The organism is Pseudomonas sp. E1MeOHC2 (assembly GCF_058745025.1).
In genome coordinates this window covers 5,401,259-5,423,896 of record NZ_CP196675.1, presented here as the reverse complement: position 1 = coordinate 5,423,896, position 22,638 = coordinate 5,401,259, and the positions used below count along the sequence as shown (strand labels likewise).

Annotated in this window: 17 protein-coding genes; 6 read left to right on the top strand and 11 right to left on the bottom strand. The window is 62.8% G+C overall.

What is annotated here, in order from left to right:
- The first annotated feature begins 103 nt into the window (after nucleotides 1–103).
- Nucleotides 104–1,180 (top strand): 4-hydroxyphenylpyruvate dioxygenase, encoded by a 1,077-nt coding sequence (gene hppD, locus ACSSU5_RS24585; RefSeq protein WP_264313218.1) that lies wholly within the window; start codon nucleotides 104–106, stop codon nucleotides 1,178–1,180.
- 18 nt (nucleotides 1,181–1,198) lie between these two features.
- On the opposite strand, the gene ACSSU5_RS24580 is transcribed toward hppD, so the two are convergent.
- Nucleotides 1,199–2,005, bottom strand: a complete 807-nt coding sequence (locus tag ACSSU5_RS24580) for a CSS-motif domain-containing protein (RefSeq protein ID WP_492560084.1) — start codon at nucleotides 2,003–2,005, stop codon at nucleotides 1,199–1,201.
- A gap of 133 nt (nucleotides 2,006–2,138) precedes the next feature.
- Entirely contained in the window at nucleotides 2,139–2,825 is a 687-nt protein-coding gene (locus tag ACSSU5_RS24575) for a type 1 glutamine amidotransferase domain-containing protein (protein WP_492560083.1), read from the bottom strand.
- Nucleotides 2,826–2,982: 157 nt separating this feature from the next.
- On the opposite strand from ACSSU5_RS24575, the gene ACSSU5_RS24570 reads away from it, so the two are divergent.
- Nucleotides 2,983–5,049: an ATP-binding protein gene (locus ACSSU5_RS24570; RefSeq protein WP_492560082.1), complete on the top strand. Its 2,067-nt coding sequence runs from the start codon at nucleotides 2,983–2,985 to the stop codon at nucleotides 5,047–5,049.
- A 6-nt stretch (nucleotides 5,050–5,055) separates the two neighbouring features.
- Here ACSSU5_RS24570 and ACSSU5_RS24565 read toward each other — a convergent pair whose 3' ends face one another.
- The 5 genes from ACSSU5_RS24565 to mexE all read right to left on the bottom strand — a co-directional run bounded on the left by ACSSU5_RS24565 (nucleotide 5,056) and on the right by mexE (nucleotide 13,846).
- A complete protein-coding gene (locus ACSSU5_RS24565; protein ID WP_492560081.1) occupies nucleotides 5,056–6,660 on the bottom strand; it encodes a response regulator in 1,605 nt (534 codons plus the stop codon).
- Nucleotides 6,661–6,766: 106 nt separating this feature from the next.
- On the bottom strand, nucleotides 6,767–7,822 hold the full coding sequence (locus tag ACSSU5_RS24560) for a tetratricopeptide repeat protein (protein ID WP_264313223.1): 1,056 nt from the start codon (nucleotides 7,820–7,822) through the stop codon (nucleotides 6,767–6,769).
- Nucleotides 7,823–8,000: 178 nt separating this feature from the next.
- Nucleotides 8,001–9,416, bottom strand: a complete 1,416-nt coding sequence (locus tag ACSSU5_RS24555; protein WP_264313224.1) for an efflux transporter outer membrane subunit — start codon at nucleotides 9,414–9,416, stop codon at nucleotides 8,001–8,003.
- Complete coding sequence (locus ACSSU5_RS24550; protein ID WP_264313225.1) at nucleotides 9,413–12,592, bottom strand: efflux RND transporter permease subunit; 3,180 nt, start codon at nucleotides 12,590–12,592, stop codon at nucleotides 9,413–9,415. Before ACSSU5_RS24550 ends, ACSSU5_RS24555 begins: the two co-directional genes overlap by 4 nt.
- Nucleotides 12,593–12,604: 12 nt before the next feature.
- Complete coding sequence (mexE, locus tag ACSSU5_RS24545; protein ID WP_264313226.1) at nucleotides 12,605–13,846, bottom strand: multidrug efflux RND transporter periplasmic adaptor subunit MexE; 1,242 nt, start codon at nucleotides 13,844–13,846, stop codon at nucleotides 12,605–12,607.
- A 278-nt stretch (nucleotides 13,847–14,124) separates the two neighbouring features.
- Here mexE and ACSSU5_RS24540 point away from each other — a divergent pair, with 278 nt between their 5' ends.
- Together ACSSU5_RS24540 and ACSSU5_RS24535 are read left to right on the top strand one after the other, a co-directional pair.
- Entirely contained in the window at nucleotides 14,125–15,297 is a 1,173-nt protein-coding gene (locus ACSSU5_RS24540) for an MFS transporter (protein ID WP_492560080.1), read from the top strand.
- A 104-nt stretch (nucleotides 15,298–15,401) separates the two neighbouring features.
- Nucleotides 15,402–16,085: a tetratricopeptide repeat protein gene (locus ACSSU5_RS24535; RefSeq protein ID WP_492560079.1), complete on the top strand. Its 684-nt coding sequence runs from the start codon at nucleotides 15,402–15,404 to the stop codon at nucleotides 16,083–16,085.
- A gap of 40 nt (nucleotides 16,086–16,125) precedes the next feature.
- Here ACSSU5_RS24535 and ACSSU5_RS24530 read toward each other — a convergent pair whose 3' ends face one another.
- Both ACSSU5_RS24530 and ACSSU5_RS24525 read right to left on the bottom strand, forming a co-directional pair.
- Entirely contained in the window at nucleotides 16,126–17,712 is a 1,587-nt protein-coding gene (locus ACSSU5_RS24530) for a rhodanese-related sulfurtransferase (RefSeq protein ID WP_492560078.1), read from the bottom strand.
- A complete protein-coding gene (locus ACSSU5_RS24525) occupies nucleotides 17,709–18,317 on the bottom strand; it encodes a cysteine dioxygenase family protein (RefSeq protein ID WP_264313230.1) in 609 nt (202 codons plus the stop codon). Before ACSSU5_RS24525 ends, ACSSU5_RS24530 begins: the two co-directional genes overlap by 4 nt.
- A 309-nt stretch (nucleotides 18,318–18,626) precedes the next feature.
- On the opposite strand from ACSSU5_RS24525, the gene ACSSU5_RS24520 reads away from it, so the two are divergent.
- Both ACSSU5_RS24520 and ACSSU5_RS24515 read left to right on the top strand, forming a co-directional pair.
- Nucleotides 18,627–19,562 (top strand): ABC transporter substrate-binding protein, encoded by a 936-nt coding sequence (locus ACSSU5_RS24520; protein ID WP_492560077.1) that lies wholly within the window; start codon nucleotides 18,627–18,629, stop codon nucleotides 19,560–19,562.
- Nucleotides 19,563–19,688: 126 nt separating this feature from the next.
- On the top strand, nucleotides 19,689–20,996 hold the full coding sequence (locus ACSSU5_RS24515) for an LLM class flavin-dependent oxidoreductase (RefSeq protein ID WP_492560076.1): 1,308 nt from the start codon (nucleotides 19,689–19,691) through the stop codon (nucleotides 20,994–20,996).
- Here ACSSU5_RS24515 and ACSSU5_RS24510 read toward each other — a convergent pair.
- The gene (locus tag ACSSU5_RS24510; RefSeq protein WP_264313233.1) at nucleotides 20,990–22,180 is read right to left on the bottom strand and encodes a type II secretion system F family protein; all 1,191 of its coding nucleotides are present in this window, start codon (nucleotides 22,178–22,180) and stop codon (nucleotides 20,990–20,992) included. The genes ACSSU5_RS24515 and ACSSU5_RS24510 overlap by 7 nt on opposite strands.
- An 11-nt stretch (nucleotides 22,181–22,191) precedes the next feature.
- Nucleotides 22,192–22,617 carry a type II secretion system major pseudopilin GspG gene (gene gspG, locus ACSSU5_RS24505; RefSeq protein ID WP_264313234.1) on the bottom strand — a complete coding sequence of 142 codons (426 nt, stop codon included), beginning with the start codon at nucleotides 22,615–22,617 and terminating at the stop codon, nucleotides 22,192–22,194.
- Nucleotides 22,618–22,638 lie beyond the last annotated feature (21 nt).

Sequence of the window (22,638 nt, the reverse complement as noted above, 5' to 3'; positions counted from 1 at the left end):
TGACTTCCTCGCTCGTAGCGTGCGCGGCATCCCGTGCTCACCGCCTTTTGTGTTCTGCATCCCCGGAAATCACTAATTTTTCGCTGTAGATGAGGACATGAACATGGCAGATATTTTCGAAAATCCAATGGGCCTGATGGGCTTCGAGTTCATCGAGCTGGCATCGCCGACACCGGGCGTGCTCGAACCGGTCTTCCAGATACTCGGTTTTACCAAGGTCGCCACCCATCGCTCCAAAGACGTGCACTTGTATCGTCAGGGCGGCATCAACCTGATTCTGAACAACGAACCCAAGAGCATTGCCTCGTACTTTGCCGCCGAACACGGCCCGTCGGTGTGTGGCATGGCGTTTCGCGTACGCAATGCCCATGAGGCCTATGCCCGTGCCCTGGAGCTCGGCGCACAGCCGGTAGAGATCGAAACCGGGCCGATGGAGCTGCGCCTGCCAGCGATCAAGGGTATCGGTGGCGCGCCGCTGTACCTGATCGACCGCTTCGAGGAAGGCAGCTCGATCTACGACATCGATTTCAACTTCATCGAAGGCGTGGATCGCAACCCCGTCGGTGCAGGCCTCAAGATCATCGATCACCTGACCCATAACGTTTACCGTGGGCGCATGTCCTACTGGGCTGGTTTCTACGAGAAGCTGTTCAACTTCCGCGAAATCCGCTACTTCGACATCAAGGGGGAATACACCGGCCTGACCTCGCGTGCCATGACCGCACCCGACGGTATGATTCGCATCCCGCTCAACGAAGAGTCGTCCAAGGGCGCCGGGCAGATCGAAGAGTTCCTCATGCAGTTCAACGGCGAGGGCATCCAGCACGTGGCCTTCCTGACCGATGACCTGCTCAAGACCTGGGACGCCCTGAAGGGCATCGGCATGCGCTTCATGACCCCGCCGCCGCAAACCTACTACGAAATGCTCGAAGAGCGCCTGCCCGGTCACGGTGAGCCGGTCGACCAGTTGCAAGCGCGCGGCATCCTGCTCGACGGCGCTTCAGAGCAGGGCGACAAGCGCTTGCTGCTGCAGATCTTCTCGGAGACCTTGCTCGGGCCGGTGTTCTTCGAGTTCATCCAGCGCAAGGGCGATGATGGCTTTGGCGAAGGTAACTTCAAGGCGCTGTTCGAATCCATCGAACGGGACCAGGTTCGTCGGGGCGTGTTGAGCACCGATTGATGTGTTCGGGTACCGCCGTCATGCCTTGTTGGCGGCGGTGCCACGCCTGTTGCCCCGGGCCCGGAACAAGCCCCAGTAGATGATCGAGCCGGTCGCGATCCCTACCAGCACCAGAGAAGGAAGAATCTGCAGCGCCGACTGGCGGATTTCCTGTGCGGTGTAGCCTTGACCGTAGCCGCCCCTGACGACGTACCCATACTTGGCGGAGACCGCCCTTTGCGCATACTCGGACTGTGAAGGCCGCTGTGGGTCGCGACTGTCTCCATGGCTCCAGATGTACTGGTCGCCGAACTCCAGAAGCAGCATCAAGCCATCCTGAAACGCACGCAACTCATTGCGAAGCTCCGTGGCATAGCCCGTCACAATCACTCCTGGATTGCTGTCCGGGTCTTGAAAGTGGGTAACCAGCGCGTTGGGAAGCACGGGCGAGTCGAATGCCAGTTCAACATCCTGCCGGGATTGGGCAAAGGATGACAAGTGCTCCAGCGATTCCGTGTGGGTGCTGCAGTACGCTTCCTGGTCCTGCACCAGGGTCAACGAACGTAGCAAGGGGTCACGGGCCACCTGGTCGTGCAATGCGCTCAGGGCTTCTGCGCACGTCTTCCCTGCAAAAGGCTGGGCAAGCATTGCGGTGCGGTGCATGCGGTCCAGCACCTTGTCGATGGTGAACACGGCTTCCTGAACCGAGACCTGGGCGTTTTCCTCCAGTTTTTTTTCCAGTTGAAACACCATTACCAGCAAACCGGAAACCACCGGTACCAGCCCGATCGCCATGATGAGCAACAACTCCAGCAAACTGCGTCCGGCATGCATGATTTTCGACATAGGGCCATTGCTCTCCAGTCTGAGGCTGCCCGTGGTGGGCAGATGACCTGAGAGCCTATGTATTGAAAGGCATGCAGGATGTAGTCCGAGTACGGCCTGAACTTCGGGAAACAGAGTAATCAGTCGTAAGTTGTCACTTTGCCTTGAGCCTCGTGAGTACCTTATCGGCGAGGGTGCCTGTGGATGCCGGGTTCTGCCCAGTAATCAGGCGATCATCGCCGACGACGAAAGGTTCCCATGGCTCATCGTGCTTGCTGTAAATACCGCCACGGGCAACCAGCTCATTTTCGGTAAGAAAAGGCACGACCTTGTCCAGCTCAACCAGTTGCTCCTCGATAGTGGAAAAACCAGTGACCTGACGGTCTTTCACCAGCAAGCTGTTGTCACTTAGCTTGATGTTCAAAAGGCCGACAACACCGTGGCAGACAGCCGCGACAATGCCTTTGTTCTCATAGATCCTGCGTGCGAGGTCTTGAATCGGCTTGTTATCGACAAAGTCGTACATCACGCCATGCCCGCCGGTGTAATAAATCACGCTGTAGTCGTCGGCCTTGACCTGCCCTGGGCTCAACGTGGCGCCCAGGCGGCTCATGAACCGCTTGTCGTCGTACCACTGCCAGTCAAGGTCGGGGGCCAGCTGCAGGCTGTGCGGGTCGACAGGTACGTACCCGCCCAGGGGGCTGACATAGTCGACTTCGTAACCTGCCTTCTCAACTTTCGCGACAAAATGCACGGCCTCGCCCAACCACAGCCCGGTTGCCCGTTTGAGTTTCGGGTACTTGGCCGTATTGGTCAGCACTACCAGCATCTTCTTGCTCATGACCACACTCCCATCGCCAGCCTAAGGGGACCGTTATTCCATGGCTCAGTGGAAAACCTAATCAGCATAGCTGCAGCATGGCGGTACGCCATAAATGCTGCCCATGCTGTGCTAACGTGAACATCGTCGCCACCCACCCGCTATTGGAGTCACAAGATTGGTCGCACACCGCACCCCACGCGATCCTGCGCCGCAGGTCACCTTGCTGACGTCGAACACGTCTACGGTAGACCCCATGGGCGAGCGCATAGCCCAATTCGATTGGGCGCGCACCTCGCTCGGGCCGTTGCCTCGTTGGCAGGCCTCGCTGCGGATTGCCATCGACATGATGCTGTTGTCGCCCTTTCCGTGTGCGGTGGTGTGGGGGCCGGACCTGAGCGTGGTTCATAACGATGCCTATCGGATGCTGCACCGCGATGGCCAGGATGCACTGGGGCAGGCGTTCGACGCGCGCTGGAGCGATGCCTGGCATGAGATGGGGCCCTGGGTGTTCAAGGCCCTCGAAGGGCGATCGAGCTTTGTCGAGGACCCGCCACTGCGCATTGAATGTGGCAAGAACAGAGAGCCACTGTGGTGTGCCTTTGGCTACTCACCGATTCGCGACGAGCAGGGCTGCGTTGCAGGCTTTCTTCACACGGTCATCGAAACCACGGCCAGCGTCGAGGCGCATCATCATTGGCGCGAACAGGCGGTAATCTTTGAAAAGCAGCTTGAACGCTACTTGGCCGACCGTGAACAGATCTGGCGATTGTCGCGCGATGTCATGATGATCATCACCCGTGACCTGGCGCTGCAGGCTGCTAATCCGGCCTGGCACCGAGCCCTGGGCTGGGCTGAGGATGTGGCGCAGGGCATGCCGATACTGGAGCTGATCCACCCGGCGGATCGAGCTGAAGTGCAGGTGGCGGTTTCAGGTTTTGTGCAGGACAAGGATGCCGAGCAGATCGATATCCGCCTGCGTCACCAGGATGGCCACTATCGCTGGTTTCGCTGGACCGCCAAATTCGATGGCAACTTGCTGACAGCCGTAGGCCGCGACATCACCGCGGATCGCGAAGAAGCCACCCGTCAATCCGAGGCACTGTTGCGCAACAGTGAACGCCTGGAAGTCATTGGCCAATTGGCGGGCGGGATGGCGCATGAAATGAACAACCTGCTGTCAGGTATCGGTGGCAGCCTTGAATTGTTGCAGCGTCGTCTGCTGCAGGGGCGTCTTGAGCGCTTGGAGACCTATGTCGAGCTCGCGCGCGATTCGGTGCAGCGCGCCATGAACCTGACCCACCGGATGTTGGCGTTTTCTAGCCATCAGCCCCTCGATCCAAAGCCACTGAATGTCAATCGGCAACTGTCCTTGATCGAGCCGTTGTTGCTGCAGGCGCTGGGCGCGGAAATGAGCCTGCATTGGCAACTGGATGTTACGCCGTGGGCAGTCAGCGTCGACGTAACCCAGTTTGAAAATGCCTTGATCAACCTTTGCGCGAATGCCCGTGAGGCCTGCCTTGACCGTGGTAGCGTCTCGATCCGTACGGTGAATGAACGGTTGACTGCGCATTTTCCGGATGAGAGCGGGCTACCGCCTGGCGACTACGTGGCATTGCATGTGCAAGATAATGGCCATGGGATGTCGGCTGCAGAGCTCGCCCGGGCCTTCGAACCCTTTTTTACCAGCAAACCCTTGGGGAGGGGCTCGGGGCTCGGCCTGCCGATGGTCTACGGCTTTGTCGGGCAGTCGGGTGGCTATGTCTGGATCGAATCGACCCCAGGCCAAGGAACAAAAGTCTCCATGCTGTTTCCGCGCAGCCACGCACCGATACCGGCAGATCCGCCGGTCTGTGTGCCGAGTACCGGACGGGCGCAAGGTGAGCGCCTGCTGTTGATCGATGATGAGCTCAACCTGCGCTCGTTAATGCGCGAGTTTCTCAGCGAGCGTGGTTTTGCCGTGACTGATGTTTCAGATGCCAATGCCGCACTGGATCGGTTTCGCCATGACGGGCATTTTGACCTTGTGATCACTGATATCGGCTTGCCGGGTGGTTTCAGCGGTCGGCAAGTGGCCAAGGCAATGCGTATGCTCAAGCCCACGCAGAAGATTCTGTTCATCACAGGGTTTACCGATCAGCCCATCGAAGCCCAACTGTTTGATCAGCCCGGCACCGCGTTGATGCTCAAGCCGTTTGCGCTAGAGCAGTTGGCAGGCCAGGCCCTGGACATGCTTGCCAATTGAGGCGGCTCAGGGCTTGCCAAGGATCTGCGTCACTTGCGCCTGCAACTGCCTGAGTTCGAACGGCTTGCAGATCAAGTGCATCCCCGCGCCCAGAAACCCTTCCCGCGCTATGGCCGTTTCCGCGTAGCCGGTGATGAACAGCACCGGCAACTGCGGGTGCAGAGTGCGCGCGATCTCCGCCAGTTGCCGCCCATTCATGCCGGGCAGGCCGACATCGCTGACCAGCAGGTCGATCCTTAGCGCTGAACGTAGCACCTGAAGCGCTTCACTGGCGTTGGCGGCAGTTTGGCAAGGGAAACCGTCTTCGCAAAGCGCCTGACAGAGCAATTGACGAACATCAGGGTCGTCTTCAACCACCAGTACCTGAGGGCCTTTGCTCTCCTGCGCAGGCCCGGCGGGCGGGGGGGCGGGCCTGGCTTGGCCAATATGTCGCGGCAAATACAGATCGACCTGTGTGCCATGGCCGATCGTGCTGTGGAGGGTGACATGCCCATGCGACTGCTTGCTGAAGCCATACACCATGGACAGGCCGAGGCCGATGCCCTGGCCGACGGGTTTGGTGCTGAAAAACGGTTCGAAAGCGTGTTCCAGGGTGCTCTGCGACATGCCCTGGCCGTCATCGATGACGCTCAAGCGCAGGTATTCACCGCTGTTCAGGGCGCCACCGGCGAACTGCTGAGCCTCGATCTGCTGGTTGCTCGCCTCGATGCGTAAAAGGCCGCCGGTGGGCATGGCTTCGCAGGCATTGAGCAGCAGATTGTCGAGGGCTTCCTGCAACTGCCCGTCGTCGGCCTCCACTGGCCAGAGGTCGGCGGGGGCGTGCAGTTGCAACGTCACCGCCTGGCCAAGGTCGACGCTCTTGCGCTTCGCTTCCAGCAGCGCGCGCAAGTCCACGCGCTGGCTGTGCAAGGACTGCCTGCTGGAAAATGCCAGCAGGCGATGGGTTAACCGCCCTGCGCGCGACACCGCCTCCTGGCCCATGCGCAAAATGCCTTCCAGGCTATCGCTGCGGCCCTGCTTCAAGCGCCGTTCGATCAGTTCGAAACTGCCACCGATGCTGGTCAGCAGGTTGTTGAAGTCATGGGCAACGCCACCGGCCAACTGGCCAACAGCTTCCATTTTGCGGATCTGCGTGCGGGCAATCTCGGTGCTGTGTTGTTCCTGGCTACGGGCGTCCATCCGCTGCTGCAGTGCTGACAGTTGATCGCGTGCCAGGTATTGATGGCGACGGTTGCGTTGCGCGATGCGAATCAGTTGCAACACTTGATTGTCATCGAGCGGGCAGAGCAACTGCATCAGGTTGCCTTGGGGAGGGTGGGAGGAACCGGCGGCCGTCGAAGGGGCATCCATGATCAACAAGATGGGCAGGTCCGACCAGCTTGGCTGTTGGTCGATAAAACCTTGTAAAGGCACGCTGGGCCCGTTGCAGAAGGTTTGCTCGGCAATGATCGCCAGGGCCGCGCCTTCGCTCAGGCAGGCCTGCAGGTTGGCGTCGTCAAGGGCGCACAGGCTCTCGATGCCAAGGGTCGCCAACAAACGAGCGGTGTCCGCAGCAAGTTGTGGAGGTGCCAGTATCAAGGCACGTTCGTCCAGCGCTAGCGTACTGGCCAAAGTGACGCTCCTGTGGTGATGGGCAGGACCCGTACCGGGCCTTGCCCCCAGATAATCTCTGGACCACAGGGTATGAACGAGGGTTCAACAATTCACCTCAGCAGGGCTACAGCCCCTGTTGCAGCACCGGATCGTCCGGGTTCTGCCGCTCAAGCTCGGCGAGCAGCACCTGGACGTTCTGCAATTGGCCGGTTTCTTTCCAGTACTGAATCAGCAACAGCCGTGCCCGGCGATCGGCCGGTTGTCGACTGAGCACGGTTTCCAGCTGCCGCTGCGCGGCATCGACCTGTTCGAGTTCATGCAGGGTCATGGCCAGGGTGTAGCGGTAGTCGGCGTTGTCCGGCTCCAGCTCCACGGCGCGTGCCACGGCGAGCAGCGCGTATTCGCGCTGTTCGTGACGATTGAGCCAGAGCCCCAGTTCGTATTGCAAAAAGGCAGAGTCGGGGCTCAGGAGCAAGGCCTTGGCCAGCACCTGCCGAGAGGCGTCAAGATGACCTTGGCGTTCCAGCAGGCGTACCTGGGTTGCCAGGGCGTCCAGATTGCCCGGTGCCACCGTCAGGGCTCGTTGCAAGGCGGTGGCGGCCTGGGTGTAGTCGTTTTCGTGCAGGTACAGGCGCGCCAGGTGCACCTGGGCGTCGGCGTCGTCCGGTTGCTGTTCCAGCGCCTGCTGATACTGCTCAAGGGCTGACTGCAAGGGGCCGAAATACAGGCCGATGGCGTCCGGGTCGAGGCCCAGCAGGGCGTCTACGGCAGCGAAGCGTACACTCTGCTCCGCGTCATCCAGCAGGGGGCCCAGCACCAGGCTGCGTTGTGCGGCAGGGAGCAAGCGACGAATGCCGGCGATGGCGGCACGGCGCACCAGCGGGTCTGCATGCTCCAGGTCCAGGCGCGCGAGCTTCAGCGCCTGAGGGGAGGGGTAATTGGGCAGCTCGGCATAGAGGGCCGCGCGGCGAATGGGCGCCAGGTCGTTACGTTGCAACTGCTGGTACAGCACCCGCGCAGCACCTGGCAAGCCTTCATGGGCCTGGCGCAGGGCCTTGGCGTAACTGTGCGCGGGCAGCGTGGCGGGTGCCGGTTGGTCGTCCCGCTGCAGGTAGCCGATCATGAACACCAGCAGAATCAGCAGCAGCAAGGCGATCAGGTAGCGGTTGCGTCTGGGCATCGGACGGTCCGTGGCGGCAGGAAGGGCAAAGCTTGGGCCAGCCAAGGGGCAAATGCAACCGCCGGTCTACGGCTGTTACCGCTTTGCAAAGCGCCAAAAAAAAGCCCCGCAGGCCGAGGCCAGCGGGGCAAACGGTTGGGGGAGGAACCAACCAAAGGAGTCGTTGCAAGGGGTTGAGTCAGTGCGTGCTGGCCACCGTCTCTGGCTGCCAGCCACCGCCCAGGGCCTTGTAGATCGAGACGATACCGCGGTACAGCTCGACCTCACCCTGGGCCTGGGCATCTTCGGCGCTCAGGCGCTCGCGCTCGGCGTCGAGCAGCACCAGGTAGTCCACCGTGCCTTCTCGATAACGGATCGAGGCCAGCTGTGCCGCCTTGCGGCTGGCATCACTCTGGCGCATCAGCGACAACAGGCGCTGTTGGGTCTTGTCGTAATCGCTGAAGGCGTTGGCCGACTCTTCCAGGGCCAGCAGCACTTGCTGCTCATAGGTGGCCAAGGCGCCTTCGGCGTCCGCCTTGGCGCCGCGCAGGCGGGCGCGCACGCTGCCCAGGTCGAAGGCGGCCCAGGTGATGCTCGGGCCAAGGCCCCAGGCATTGGCCGCCGAAGAACCGATCTGCGAGCCACGCGCCGCAGTAAAACCGAGGAAACCACTGAGGCTGACCCGTGGGAACAGGTCCGCGGTGGCCACACCGACATTGGCCGTCGCGGCGGCCAGCTGGCGTTCGGCACTGCGGATATCCGGGCGGCGACGTAGCAGTTCACCGGGGTCGCCCACCGGCAGCGCTTTGGCGATGGCCGGCAAGGCCTTGGGCGACAGATCGACGCTCAGTGCATCCGGGCGCTGGCCAAGCAGGGTGGCGATGCGGTGACGGGCACGCGCCTGTTCGGCCTGAAGTTGCGGCACGGTGGCTTCGACCCCGGCCAGGCGCGCATCGGCCCGGACCACGTCGAGTTCGTTGCCGACCCCGGCATCACGCAGGGTTTCGGTGATGGTGCGCGATTCCTGCTGGGTCTTGAGGTTGGCCAGGGCGATCTTCTCGCGCAACTGTGCGCCCCGCAGCTGGCCGTAGGCGTCGACCAGTTCGGCGATCAAGCTGACTTGCAGCTGCTGCAAGTCGGCGGCCGCGGCCGCTTCCTGCGCTTGGCTGGCTTCGATCTGGCGCTGGATACGGCCGAACAGGTCGAGCTCCCAGGCCATGTCCAGGCCCAGGTCATAGCGTTCGCTGTTGACCCGTTGCTCGGTCTGGCCGGGGACCTGGCCCTTGCCGATTTCGCTGCTGACACGGCTGGTGACCACCGGCAACTGGTCGTTCGCTGCGTCCTCGCGGATCGCACGGGCCGACTTCAAGCGGGCAAAGGCCACCCGCAGGTCACGGTTACCGTCGAGCGAGGCCTGCACCAGCTGGTTCAGCACCGGGTCGTCGAACTGCTTCCACCAGATGCTTTCGAAGCGGCTGCGGTCGTAGGCCTTGGCCTGCACTTGAGCGTCGAAATGGGCAGGCTCGGTGTCCGGTGTCTTGTAGTCCGGGCCTACCGCACAGGCTGCCAGGGCCAAGGCCAGCAGGCTCGGGGTCAGGGGCTTGAGCAGGTTCATGCGTGGCTCTCCAGCGATTGAACGCGTGCGGCCTTGCGGGCCTGGCGACGTTCGACGAAACGGCGGATCAGGAAGAAGAACACCGGGGTCAGGAACAGCCCGAACACGGTCACGCCGATCATCCCCGAGAACACCGCGACACCCATGGCGTGGCGCATTTCCGAGCCGGCACCGGAGGAGAACACCAGCGGTACCACGCCCATGATGAAGGCGATCGAGGTCATCAGGATCGGCCGCAGACGCAGGCGGCAGGCTTCCAGTACCGCGGCCAGCGGGTCGAGGCCCTTGGCCTGTTCATCCTTGGCGAACTCGACGATCAGGATCGCGTTCTTGCACGCCAGGCCCACCAGTACGATCAAACCGATCTGGGTGAAGATGTTGTTGTCGCCCCCCGAGATGATCACCCCGGTAATGGCCGACAGCAGGGTCATCGGCACGATCAGGATCACCGCCAGCGGCAGGCTCCAGCTTTCGTACTGGGCCGCCAGCACCAGGAACGCCAGCAGCACGCAGAGCGGGAACACCAGCAACGCGGTATTGCCGGAGAGGATCTGCTGGTAGGTCAGATCGGTCCACTCGAAGGTCATGCCGTTGGGCAGTTCCTCTTTGAGCAGTTTCTCGATGGCAGCTTCGGCCTGCCCGGAGCTGTAGCCCGGGGCGGCTGCACCGTTGATTTCTGCGGTGATGAAGCCGTTGTAGTGCATGACGCGGTCAGGCCCGGAGGTGTCGCTGACCTTGAGGAAGGTCGCCAGCGGGATCATCTCGCCCAGGTTGTTGCGCACTTTCAGTTGGCCGATCTGTTCGGCATCGAGGCGGAACTGCTGCTCGGCCTGGACGTTGACCTGGTAGGTACGGCCAAAGCGGTTGAAGTCGTTGGTGTACAGCGAGCCCAGGTACACCTGCAACGTGTCGAAAATGTCGTTGATCGCCACGCCGTGGGTCTTGGCTTTTTCTCGGTCGATGGCGGCATCGACCTGCGGGACATTGACCTGATAGCTGGTGAACAGGCCCGCAAGCTCCGGCACGTTGTGGCTCTTGGTGATGATGTTCTGGGTTTCTTTGTACAGCGCTTCGTAACCCAGGTTGCCGCGGTCCTCGATCTGCAGGCGGAAGCCGCCAATGGTGCCCAGGCCCTGTACCGGCGGCGGTGGGAAGATCGCGATGTAGGCGTCCTGGATGTCGGCGAACTGGGCATTCAGCGCGGCGGCGATGGCGGCTGCCGACTGGCTCGGGTCCTTGCGCTCATCGAACGGCTTGAGCGGGGTGAACACGATGCCGCTGTTCGGGCTGTTGGTGAAACCGTTGATCGACAGGCCCGGGAAGGCCACCGAATCGGCCACGCCAGGTTGCTTCAGGGCAATTTCGCTCATGCGCTTGATCACCGCCTCGGTACGGTCGAGGCTGGCGGCGTCCGGCAGTTGGGCGAAGGCCACCAGGTACTGCTTGTCCTGGGCCGGTACGAAACCGGTTGGGGTGGACGAGAAGCCCAGGTAGGTCAGGCCCATCAGGCCTGCATAGACGAACAGGGCGATGCCGCTGGAGCGGATGACCCGGCGCACGCCACCGACGTAGCTGTGGCTCGCGCGGTCGAAGAAGCGGTTGAACGGCGAGAACAGCCAGCTGCCCAGCAGTTTGTCGAGGAACCGCGAGAAACGGTCCTTGGGTGCGTGATGGTCTTTGAGCAGCACCGCTGCCAAGGCCGGCGACAGGGTCAGCGAGTTGAACGCCGAGATCACGGTCGAGATGGCGATGGTCAGGGCGAACTGCTTGTAGAACTGCCCGGTAAGGCCGGAAATGAACGCAGCAGGTACGAACACCGCGCACAGCACCAGGGCGGTGGCGATAATCGGCCCGGTCACTTCGCTCATGGCCTTTTGCGTGGCTTCCAGCGGTTTCAGGCCAAGCCCGATATTACGTTCGACGTTCTCCACCACGACGATGGCGTCGTCCACCACGATACCGATGGCAAGTACCAGCCCGAACAGCGACAGCGCATTGAGTGAGAAGCCGAACAGGTGCATCACCGCGAAGGTGCCGATCAGCGACACCGGCACAGCCAGCAGCGGGATGATCGAGGCGCGCCAGGTCTGCAGGAACAGGATTACCACCAGGACAACCAATATCAGCGCTTCGAACAGGGTGTGCACCACTGCTTCGATGGAGCCGCGCACGAAGATGGTCGGGTCGTAGACGATGCTGTAGTCCATCCCTTCAGGGAAGTCCTTCTTCAGCTCGGCCATTTTCGCCCGCACTTCGTCGGAGATCTCGATGGCGTTGGAGCCAGGGCGCTGGAAGATCGGGATGGCCACCGCCGGCTGGTTGTTCAGCAGCGAGCGCAGGGCATATTGGCTGGAGCCAAGTTCGACCCGGGCGATGTCCTTCAGACGAGTGATTTCGCCATCAGCACCGGCACGGATGATGATGTTCTCGAACTCTTCCTCATTGACCAGGCGGCCTTGGGTATTGATCGACAGCTGGAAACTGGTGGAGCCGGGGGCGGGCGGGGCGCCCAGCTGGCCAGCAGCGACCTGGCGGTTCTGCTCGCGGATAGCGGCGACCACGTCGCTGGCCGTCAGGTTGCGCGAAGCGGTCTTGTTCGGGTCGAGCCACACGCGCAGCGAGTAGTCGCCCATGCCGAACAGCTGCACATCGCCCACGCCACCCAGGCGCGCCAGCTCATCCTTGATGTTGAGGATGGCGTAGTTGGACAGGTAGAGCATGTCGTAGCGGTTGTCCGGCGAGGTCAGGTGCACGACCATGGTCAGGTCGGGCGAGGCCTTGTCGACGGTGATACCGATACGCGTCACTTCTTCCGGCAGCTTGGGCTGGGTGCGGGTGACGCGGTTCTGTACCTGTACCTGCGCGTTGTCCAGGTCGGTACCCAGGGCGAAGGTGATGGTCAGGGTCAGCTTGCCGTCGGCGGTGGATTGCGAGGACATGTACAGCATGTTCTCGACACCAGTGATGGCCTGCTCCAGCGGCGCGGCGACGGTTTCGCCGATCACCTTGGGGTTGGCACCGGGGAAGTTGGCGCGCACCACCACGGTGGGTGGTACCACTTCCGGGTATTCGCTGATCGGCAGCTGGAACAGCGAGATCGAACCTGCAATCAGCAGCACCAGCGACAGCACCGCGGCGAAGATCGGCCGGGTGATGAAGAATTTCGAAAAGTTCATCGGTGTGATCCCTTAACCGCGTGGCGCTTGAGCGCTGGCGACTTTCTCGGTGGAACCCGCTACTTTCTGCGCCGTGTTGCTGGCTTCGAGGGCCTGGCGCTGCTGGGCGAGGGCGGCGAGGGTCTGCTCGCTGGCCATTGCTGTTTCTTCCGGAGTGACTGGCGAGCCTGGGCGTACGCGCTGCAGGCCTTTGACGACGATGCGGTCATCTTTGGCCAGACCGCTGCGCACGATGCGCAGGCCTTCAAGCTTGGGGCCCAATTCCACGGCGCGGTAAGTGGCCTTGTTGTCCTTGTCCATGACCAGCACGAATTTTTTGCCAAGGTCGGTGCCCACGGCTTCGTCGTTGATCAGCATGGCGTCGTACTGGGCGCTGCCCACCAGCTTCAGGCGTGCATACAGGCCGGGGGTGAACTGGCCGTCGCGGTTGTCGAACACGGCGCGACCGCGGATGGTGCCGGTGCGCGGGTTGACCTGGTTGTCGACAAAGTTCATCTGGCCCAGGTGCGGGTTGCCGGTTTCGTTGGTCAGGCCCAGGTACACCGGGGTGGTCTGGCCGCGCTGGCCTTCACGCGCCAGCTGGGTGTACTTGAGGTACACGCGCTCGTCGGCGTCGAAGTAGGCATAGACCTTGTCGGTGGAGACCACGCTGGTCAGTGGGGTCACATCGGCGGTGACGATGTTGCCGGCAGTGAACTGAGCACGGCTGACACGGCCGCTGATGGGCGCGGTGACACGGGTGAAGCTCAGGTTCAGGCGGGCCAGGTCAAGCTGGGCCTGGATCGCGTCGACCCCGGCGCGGGCTTCGGCGGCCGTGCTGCTGCGCGACTCGGCAAGCTCGGCGGAGATGGCGTTACTGTCACGCAGGCGTTCACCACGGCGGGCTTCGTTGGCGCTGCGGATGGCAGTGGCCTTGGCCTGTTGCAGTTGGGCTTCGAGGCGGCGGACCTCAGCCTGGAACGGGCGCGGATCGATCTGGAACAGCAGGTCGCCTTTCTTGACCTGGGCGCCTTCGGTGAAACCGACCAGGTCGATCTGGCCCGAGACCCGTGGCCGCACTTCGACGGTTTCCGGGGCTTCGAGGCGGCCGGTGAACTCGTCCCACTCGTTGATCGGCTGCTCGATCACCTTGGCAACGGTGACTTTGGGCGCGGCGGGCGCCTGCACGGCGTCGGGGGTTCGACCGCAAGCGCTGAGCACTACGACTGCCAGGGCAGCGAGTGGAAAGCGCAAGGGTTTGAGTGATTGTTCCATGGAGAACTCCGCCAATGTATTAGTAGTGGGCGGAGTGTGAGTGCCTTGCGCGTGAGGCACGAATCGAACGCAGCGAAGGTTATTATCACGCGCAATGATATGTCGGGATATTTCATCAATGATGGGCATGGTAGGGTGCCCGCATCGGCCCTTTCGCGGGGCAAGCCCGCTCCCACAGGTCCCGATTACCCTTTGGCAAGGTGAGGTTCCTGTGAGAGCGGGCTTGCCCCGCGAAAGGGCCGGCACTAATAGCCCGCAATGTGACCTAAGGCCTTACCGTGACCAGCACCCCCAAAATCCCCAGGCCCCTCGGCATCGTCTGCCTGGGCGTCCTGCAAATCCTGGTCTGGGGCGGTTCGTTCTTCCTCATGGCCGTGATGGCCGACCCGATCAGCCGCGACACCGGCTGGCCCAGCCAATGGGTATACGGCGCGCTGTCACTGAGCCTGATGGTCTCGGCCCTGTTCGCCCCGTTGTCCAGCCGCCTGGTCGCCCGCTACGGCGGCCGCCCGCAAATGGCGGCCAGCGGCGCGGTGGTAGCGGTGGGCTTGCTGATCATGGCCGCCAGCCATGGCCTGGCGCTGTTTCTGCTGGCCTGGGCGGTGATCGGCGTGGGCATGGCCATGGGGCTGTACGAGGCCTTGTTCTCTACCCTTGGCGGCTTGTATGGCGAGGGCGCGGGCAAAGCCATCACCGGCATCACCCTGATAGCCGGCTTTGCCTCGACCCTGTCCTGGCCGACGGTGGCACTGGCCATCGAGCACCTGGGCTGGCGCATGACGTGCGTGTGCTATGCGGTGGTGTTGCTGGTGGTGGTAGCGCCTTTGTATTGGCGCGTGTTGCCGCCGGGCGGGCGGGTCGAGGTGCGCAAGGCGCAGGAAAACGACACCGCAGTCGGGGTGGATCGCCAACTCTACCTGCTGCTGACCAGCATGTTCGCCATTGGCGCGATCATCATGACGGCCATTGCCGTGCAACTGGTGGCCGTGCTTCAGGGCCTTGGGCATTCGCTGCCGGTGGCGATCGGCCTGGCGGCCATGCTTGGCCCCAGCCAGGTGGCGTCGCGGGTGCTGCAGATTCTGGCGGGCAAGCGCCACCCGATCTGGACGGCGCTGGCCTGGGTAAGCCTGGTGCTGGTGGGCCTGCTGCTGGTGACGCTGGTGCCGGCGGCCACAGCCGTGGGCCTGTTGGTGTTCGGCTGCGGTAATGGCTTGCGGGCGATCGTGCGCGGGCTTCTGCCGTTGGCGATGATGCCGCCCGCGCAATACGTGTTGCTGATGGGGCGTATGTCGCGGCCTTCGCTGATCGGCCAGGCCTTGACGCCGCTGGTGGGTGGTTATCTGTTTGAGCACTTTGGTTCGATGGGGGTGTTGGTGACCTTGTGCCTGCTGGCGCTGATCAATGTGGTGCTGGTGGGCATGGTGATGCGGCGGGTGCGTGGGGGGGCTTGAAAGGGGCTGGCTGTGCGGTTAGCTGGGAACTTCAATGCCATGTTCAGGTCGATAGCCTCTTCCTTTGAACCCGTCCCATCCTGGACCCGTCGAGTGCTTTCCTCATGCCAAGCAAGCGTCAGCTGTCGGTCCTTATCTTGTTGTTCAGCGTCGCTGCATACGATTTCACCGTCGCCAGCGAACGCACGGCGCCTGCACGCAGTAACACGGCCTCGACCCTGTTGATCGAAACGGCCTCCAAGCAATATGCAGAAGGCAAGCTTGACCAGGCCGCTGCCACGCTGGAACGGGCACTGCAAATCCAGCCGAACAATCCCGCCACGCTGCATTACCTCGGTGTACTGCGTCTGCAGCAGGGGCAATACGATCAGGCTGAAGTGTTGGCGGCGCGTTCCAACCTGCGCGTTGGGCGTAACGTGGCATTGCGCAGTCGCAATCTGCAGTTGATTCAGGCGGCGAACAGCGCCCGGATTTCGGGTACTCCGCCGGGTGCTTTAAAGGCTTCGGCAGTTCAAGAAATACAAGCAGAGGCCACCCCGGAGCCCGTTCCATCAGTCTCCTTTGCTGCTGCCGAGCAACTGCAGGGCGTTGCCGGTCAGCAGCGAGTGGCCATGGCTGAAGACCTCATGGACGATGCTGCTTTCGAGGTGCCGCGAGGCCATAGACCGCCGCCGGGCAAATGCCGAATCTGGTTCCCCGATCGCCCACCTGGACACCAACCCCCGCCGGGCAAATGCAAGAAGCTGCAAAAGCATGTTCCTGCTGGCGCCTACCTTGTGCGTCACTGACGACCGGGAGACACCTTGCGCCATTCATGGCGCAACTGCACTAACTTACAACACGGAACCCATGTGTACCGTCGCGCTCTAGCTGGGCGATCAGGCCGAACTCCCAGTCCAGATACCCTTGCATGGCTTCGCGCGGGTTGTCGGTGCCTTCATAAGGCCGGCAATAGCGGTCACTGCGTACTGCCGCCAAGTGCGTTTCGCCACTTTCCAGCGGTAAGCCCGCAGCAATCCAGCGTGCTGTGCCGCCTTCCAGGACATACACCGGGGTTTGTGTCAGGGCCTGCAAATCGGCCGCTGCAAAGCGCGCCAGCAAGCTGCTGCCGCAGGTGAGCACAAAGCGTTCGGCAACCGGCAGTTGCTCCAGCACCTGCGGCAACTGCGCCCTGATCGCCCAATGGGCGCCTGGGATGTGGCGTTTGACGTAGTTGGCGCTGGTGGTGAAGTCCAGCAGCACGGTGCCCGGCGCTTGCAGCCAGGCGTGCAACTGGTCGACGCCGATCTCGCTCACCTGGGGCTGCTCCGGCAACGGTGCCTGCCAGTCGCCGGGCTCGCTGAAATCCGCTGCCGACAGGCCGTCCAGCACGGCGACCTGCCAACCCATCTGGGCCAGCCACGAAGCGCTCATGTTGGCCCGCACACCGTCGTCATCCACCAGCACGAGACGTGCGCCGCGCACGCTGGCGACATGGTCGGTCTCTTGTACCAGTTGCCCCCCGGGTACCGAGCGGCTGGCCGGCAGGTGACCCTGGGCATACTCCTCGGGCGTGCGCACATCGAACAGGTAGGTGGTGCGGTGGTTATCTGCCTGCCAGGCCGCAAGGCCTTCGCGATCCAGCCGCGCGACCGTGGCACGGTCGGCCACGGCGCGGGCACGTTGGGCGGCGCTGGCGCGGGTGGTATCGCTGACGTGGGTAAAGCTGCGTTGTTGGCCGTGGGCCAGCTGTTGCCCGGCAAGCGTCCAGCCGATGGTGCCGTTGCGCAGCGCTGCCACCGGGTTGGGAATGCCCGCGTTGACCAGCGATTGGGTGCCGATGATGCTGCGCGTGCGCCCCGCACAGTTGACGATCACCTGGGTGGCCGGGTTCGGTGCCAGCTCGGCCACGCGCAATACCAGCTCGGCACCCGGCACGCTGATGCCGCCGGGGATGCTCATGGTCTGGTACTCGTCGAAGCGGCGGGCGTCGAGCACCACCACATCGGCCTTGGCATCGAGCAGTGCCTGTACTTGCTCGGCCGCGAGCGACGGCGTGTGCCGCTCGCTTTCGACCAGCTCGCCGAAGGCCTTGCTGGGCACGTTGACGTCGCGGAACAGCTCGCCGCCGGCTGCGCGCCAGCCGGCGAGGCCGCCCTGAAGCAGTGCCACATCGCTGTACCCCAACGCCGACAGGCGCTCGCCAGCCAGGGCAGCCAGCCCTTCGCCGTCGTCATACAAAGTAATGGCAGTGTCGCGCCGCGGTACCCGGGCGAAGACCTCCAACTCCAGCTTCGACAACGGGATGTTGGCCGCAAACAGCGGGTGCTCCTGGGCGAACGGATCTTCCTCGCGGACATCGATCAGCGCCAGTTCTTCATGGGCCAGCAACGCCCGGCGAATGTCTTGGAAGGAACGGGTGGCGACAGTACTCATGGGGCAGGATTCTCTTTGGACAGGTCCCAGATGTTGGGCAGAAGGGTATTGGAGTAGCCGGATATGAAGGGTTTTTCGGTGCCATCGGCCAGATAGACCGCACGGCTCACCGCGCCGATGTTGGCCCCGTAGACATGGATGCTGATCGACACCTGGTCGTCGAAGGCATTGCTGACCTGATGAATGTCACCGATGCGCGGCGAAACCGCTTCTACATGGCCAGGGTCGATACGCACCGGCGCACCTGCTGGCAGCAACGTACCTTGCTCGGTGCGGGCGAAGCCTTGCGAGTATTCGGCGCCGCGCAGCATGCCGATCAGCCCCCAGACCCGATGATCGTGAATCGGTGTCTGCTGCCCAGGCCCCCAGACAAAGCTGACGATGGAAAAGCGTTGCCGCGAGTCGCAATGCAGCAGGTACTGCTGATAGCGGTGTGGGTCCGGTTGGGCCAGTGCGTCTGGCAACCAGTCATCATGGGCGACCAGACTGCCCAGCAGGCCCTGGCCTTGGTCGAGGAGGGTGGCTTCGTCGGGTGCCCGGTCAAGCAGGTCCGAAAGCGCGCCGATGAAGTGGCGCAGGCGCTCGAGGCGTAAGGGTTGGCTCATGGTTCAGGCTCGGCTGAAGGTTTCGATTAACCCTAGCAAACTCGCTGAATATTCACCAAAGTAAAATTATTCATAAGCTAATATGCAAAATATGCATTTACACGCTATGCCGATCTGTTTTGAAATACGTCGGGTACACGGCATTAGGTTATGCCTAGAACGAATTTCACAGGTGCTTGATACAACGATAATTTATAAGCACCGCATTGCTTAGATTCAAAGCGCATACCTTTTCTGATTTTTCATGACGTCGAGACCGCACGGGCGGATCGCCTACTCGTTGCGCCTTTATGGGCCCTGGAGACGAATGTGCGATACCTCAAACAACTGGCCGCCGGTGTGCTGGCCACCTCGCTAAGCCTGGCCGCCGCCGCGCAGACCCTGGTGGTCGGTGATCAAAGCTTCAACGCTCGTGCCGTGATGGAGGCGGCCGGCGTGCTCGACGATTTGCCCTATACCCTGGAGTGGAAGCAGTTCACCGCAGGCTCCCCGGTGGCCGAAGCTCTGAATGTCGGCAGCCTCGACATCGGCCTGCTTGGCGATGCGCCGCCGCTGTTTCTCGGTGCCTTGGGTGCGCCGATCAAGGTGATCGCAGTCAGCCGGCAGAACCTCGACGGGGTCGCCATTCTGGCGCGCAAGGATTCGAACATTCATAGCCTTGAAGACCTGCGTGGCAAGCGCGCGGCCATCTGGAAAGGCTCCTGGAGCCAGCAACTGCTGTTCAGCGCCCTGGACAAGGCCGCCGTACCCCGCGACGCCCTGGAGCTGCGTTACCTCAGCGCGCTGGATGCCTCGCATGCCCTGGACGGCGGTTCGGTGGACGTGATCGCGACCTGGGAGCCCTATGTCACCCAGCAGGAGCGCCAGGGCGCCAGGGTGTTGGCCACCGCCGAAGGGTTGATTCCCGCCCAGAGCTTCGTGGTGGCCAACGCCAAGGCCGTCGATACCAAGCGTGCGCAGATCACTGATTTTCTGCAGCGTTTGAAGAAGGCCCGCGACTGGACCTTGAGCAACCCTGCCAACACCGAGGCCTATGCCGACGCCTGGGCCAAACGCACCCGCGCCGACCGTGACATTGCCCGAGCCTGGTTCGCCCGCGCACGCACCGACGTGGCGCCGCTCAACCCCCAGGTGATTGTCGATGCGCAGAAAACCGTGGACTTCTTTGCCGGGCTTGGGCTGATCAAGGCGTATCCGGCGGCGAACCTGTTCGATACCTCGTTTGCTGCGGCGTTCGACCACTGAGCTCTCCTGTATTGGCCTTTTCGCGGGCAAGCCCGCCTCCACAGGAAAAGCGCCACGCGGTCCCTGTGGGAGCGGGCTTGCCCGCGAAGAGGCCGGAACAGCCGCCATCATTTTGGAGCAACCCCCATGACCACCCGCAAGATCAAACTCGGCGCCCTGACCATGGGCTGCGGCGGCCCTGGCCGCCATAACCTCTGGCTCGACCCCGAGCTGCCGGCCGATGCCAGCGTCAACATCGACTGGTACATAGACATCGCCCGCCAGGCCGAGGCCGCGCTGTTCGACTTGATCTTCATCGTCGACAGCCAATACATCACCCCCGGCTCACCTTCGCATTACCTCAACCGCCTGGAGCCGCTGACCCTGCTCTCGGCCCTGGCCGTCACCACCCGGCATATCGGGCTGGTCGGTACCCTGACAACATCCTACAACGAGCCCTATAACGTCGCCCGTCGCCTGGCCTCGCTGGACCTGATCAGCAAAGGCCGCGCCGGCTGGAACGTGGTGACCAGCGGCGATGCCGGCACCGCAGGCAACTATGGCCGTGACGAGCATTACGACTACGACACCCGCTACGCCCGTGCCGAGGAGCACGTCCAGGTGGTACAGGGCTTGTGGCACTCCTATGAAAACGGTGCTTTCCCGCGTGACCGCGCCACAGGCCAGTTCCTCGACCCGTCGAAAATGCATGCGCTCAATCACAGGGGCGAGCACTTCTCGGTGGTGGGGCCTTTGAATATCCAGCGCTCGCCCCAGGGCCAGCCGGTAATCTTCCAGGCGGGCGACTCGCAGCAAGGCCGCGACCTGGGTGCCGCCACGGCGGACGTGATCTTCACCCACGCAGCCAGCATCGAGCAGGGCCAGGCCTTCTATCGCGATGTCAAGGGCCGCGCCGCGCGCCTGGGGCGAGATCCCGAGCAACTGCTGGTGCTGCCAGGTGCAGAAATCTACGTGGGCGACACCGATGCGCACGCCCGTGAAATCGAGCGCCACTACCATCAACAGGACCACAATTTTGACCTGGCGTTGAAAGAGTTCGGGCGCAATTTTGGGTGGCACGATTTCACCCAATACGACCTGGATGCGCCGTTCCCCCAGCAGAGCCTGGAGCATGCGCGCAGCAGTTTTTTCACCAATGCCAAACGCATCGCCGACCAGGCATGGGCGCAAGGCTTCAGCTTGCGCCAGGCGGTGGAGTTCGGCCGCCAGCTGCGCCCAGGCGCATTCGTGGGTGCGGCCGAAACGGTGGCGGCAAAAATGACCGAGTGGTTCGAGGCGCGGGCGCTGGATGGCTTCAATATCTACATTGGCCATCCGGGCCAGTTCCGCCGCTTTACCGAAGAAGTGGTGCCGTTGCTGCAGGCACGCGGGGTCTACCGCACCGAATACGAAGGCACGACATTGCGCGAAAGCCTGAGCCTCGCCATTCAGTGAATGCTTGAGGCCAGTTCGAAGATCGGCATGTACATCAAGATCACGATGAAGCCGATCAGCAAGCCGATGAAGGTCATCAGCAGCGGCTCGAACAACTTCACGAACCACTCCACCCAGCGGCCGATCTCCTGGTCGTGAAAGTCGGCGCAACGCTCCAGCATCTCACCGAGGTTGCCCGATTGTTCACCCGCCCGCAGCAGCCGCAGCGACACCGGGGTCACCAACTGCCCCGCCTCCAGGGAATCGGACAGCGGCAGCCCTTCGGCCACTCGCTGGCTGGCCTGCTCAAGGCCTTGCGCCGCAGCGCTGCCCAGCAGCCCGCGGGCCATACCCATCGCCGTAAGGATGGGTATGCCGCCTTGCAGGAGGATGCCCAGCGAACGGTAGAAGCGTGCCAGCTCGTACATCATCAACCGCTGGTGCAGCGCCGGCATACGCCGTAGCTGACGCGATGCCCAGCGCCGCACCAGCGGGTGGCGGCGCAGCAGCACCAGGGCGGTTATCCCGGCCACGCTGCCCAGTGCCAACGGCAGTTGCTGGGCATGCAGGAACAAGCCGATCTGCATCAGCATGCGTGACAGCCACGGCAGCTCGGTGCCCATGCCCTCGAACACCTGGCTGAAGCGCGGCACCACGTAACCGAGCAGAAACAGCACTACACCACCGCCCACCAGCAACAGCAGCAGGGGGTAGACCGAAGCGCCCACCAGCTTCTGCCGGACCAGATCGAGGCGCTGGCGGTAGGCGATATAGCGGCCGAGGGCGTCGCCGAGGGCACCGGTGCGTTCGCTGGACTGCACCAGCGCGACGTACAGGGCCGGGAAGATCCGGGGCTGTCGGCCCAGCGCCTGGGAAAGCGAGTGGCCTTCATAAAGTTGGCGCACCAGTTCGCCCAGCACTTTGCGCGTGGCTGCGGTCGGGGCTTTTTCCGCCAGGCTTTCCAACGCATCGATCAAGGGCAGGCCGGCGTTTAGCAAGGTCGACAGCTCCTGGCTGAACAGCACAAGGTCAAAGCTTGCCTCGCGGCGCCAGGCCATGCCGCGCAAGGCGCCACCCTGGCCCTTCACGCTGACCACACGCAAGCCTTGGTCCTCGACCTGACGGCGCGCCTGCTCGGCGTCCTCAGCGTCGATCTGCAACTGCACCACGCCCTGTCTGCCCAGGGCCTTGAGGCTGTAGCGCATGGCCGATCTCCTTATTGCCAACTGGTGATTTCGGCGTTTTCGCCGTCGCCACCGGGCTGGCCATCCTTGCCCATCGACAGCAGATCGTATTCGCCGCCGTTCTCGCCGGGCTGCCGGTAGATGTAGGCGTGGCCCCAAGGGTCCTGCGGCACTGCCTTTTGCAGGTAGGGGCCGGTCCAGCGGGCCTCGCCGCTGGGGGCGACGACCAGCGCCTGCAAGCCCTGTTCACTGTTGGGGTAATGCCCGACTTCCAGGCGATAGAGGTCCAGGGCCTTGCTCAAACCCTCGATCTGCGCCCGTGCCACCTTGACCTCCGAGCGGCCAAGCTGGCTGAAGTACTTGGGTGCGACGATGCCGGCCAACAGGCCAAGCACCACCAGCACCACGAGGAGTTCGAGCAGGGTGAAGCCACGTTGGGGGTTGGATCTGCGCTGCATGGTGGAGCCCTCCGCTGCATA

What these genes read in the sequence shown, in the direction of transcription:
- ACSSU5_RS24525 (WP_264313230.1), bottom strand. Translation starts at nt 18,317, where the DNA reads ATGAGCCAACCCTTACGCCTCGAGCGCCTGCGCCACTTCATCGGCGCG.
- gspG (WP_264313234.1), bottom strand. Translation starts at nt 22,617, where the DNA reads ATGCAGCGCAGATCCAACCCCCAACGTGGCTTCACCCTGCTCGAACTC.
- hppD (WP_264313218.1), top strand. Translation starts at nt 104, where the DNA reads ATGGCAGATATTTTCGAAAATCCAATGGGCCTGATGGGCTTCGAGTTC.
- ACSSU5_RS24510 (WP_264313233.1), bottom strand. Translation starts at nt 22,180, where the DNA reads ATGCGCTACAGCCTCAAGGCCCTGGGCAGACAGGGCGTGGTGCAGTTG.
- ACSSU5_RS24550 (WP_264313225.1), bottom strand. Translation starts at nt 12,592, where the DNA reads ATGAACTTTTCGAAATTCTTCATCACCCGGCCGATCTTCGCCGCGGTG.
- ACSSU5_RS24530 (WP_492560078.1), bottom strand. Translation starts at nt 17,712, where the DNA reads ATGAGTACTGTCGCCACCCGTTCCTTCCAAGACATTCGCCGGGCGTTG.
- ACSSU5_RS24580 (WP_492560084.1), bottom strand. Translation starts at nt 2,005, where the DNA reads ATGTCGAAAATCATGCATGCCGGACGCAGTTTGCTGGAGTTGTTGCTC.
- mexE (WP_264313226.1), bottom strand. Translation starts at nt 13,846, where the DNA reads ATGGAACAATCACTCAAACCCTTGCGCTTTCCACTCGCTGCCCTGGCA.
- ACSSU5_RS24560 (WP_264313223.1), bottom strand. Translation starts at nt 7,822, where the DNA reads ATGCCCAGACGCAACCGCTACCTGATCGCCTTGCTGCTGCTGATTCTG.
- ACSSU5_RS24535 (WP_492560079.1), top strand. Translation starts at nt 15,402, where the DNA reads ATGCCAAGCAAGCGTCAGCTGTCGGTCCTTATCTTGTTGTTCAGCGTC.
- ACSSU5_RS24575 (WP_492560083.1), bottom strand. Translation starts at nt 2,825, where the DNA reads ATGAGCAAGAAGATGCTGGTAGTGCTGACCAATACGGCCAAGTACCCG.
- ACSSU5_RS24555 (WP_264313224.1), bottom strand. Translation starts at nt 9,416, where the DNA reads ATGAACCTGCTCAAGCCCCTGACCCCGAGCCTGCTGGCCTTGGCCCTG.
- ACSSU5_RS24515 (WP_492560076.1), top strand. Translation starts at nt 19,689, where the DNA reads ATGACCACCCGCAAGATCAAACTCGGCGCCCTGACCATGGGCTGCGGC.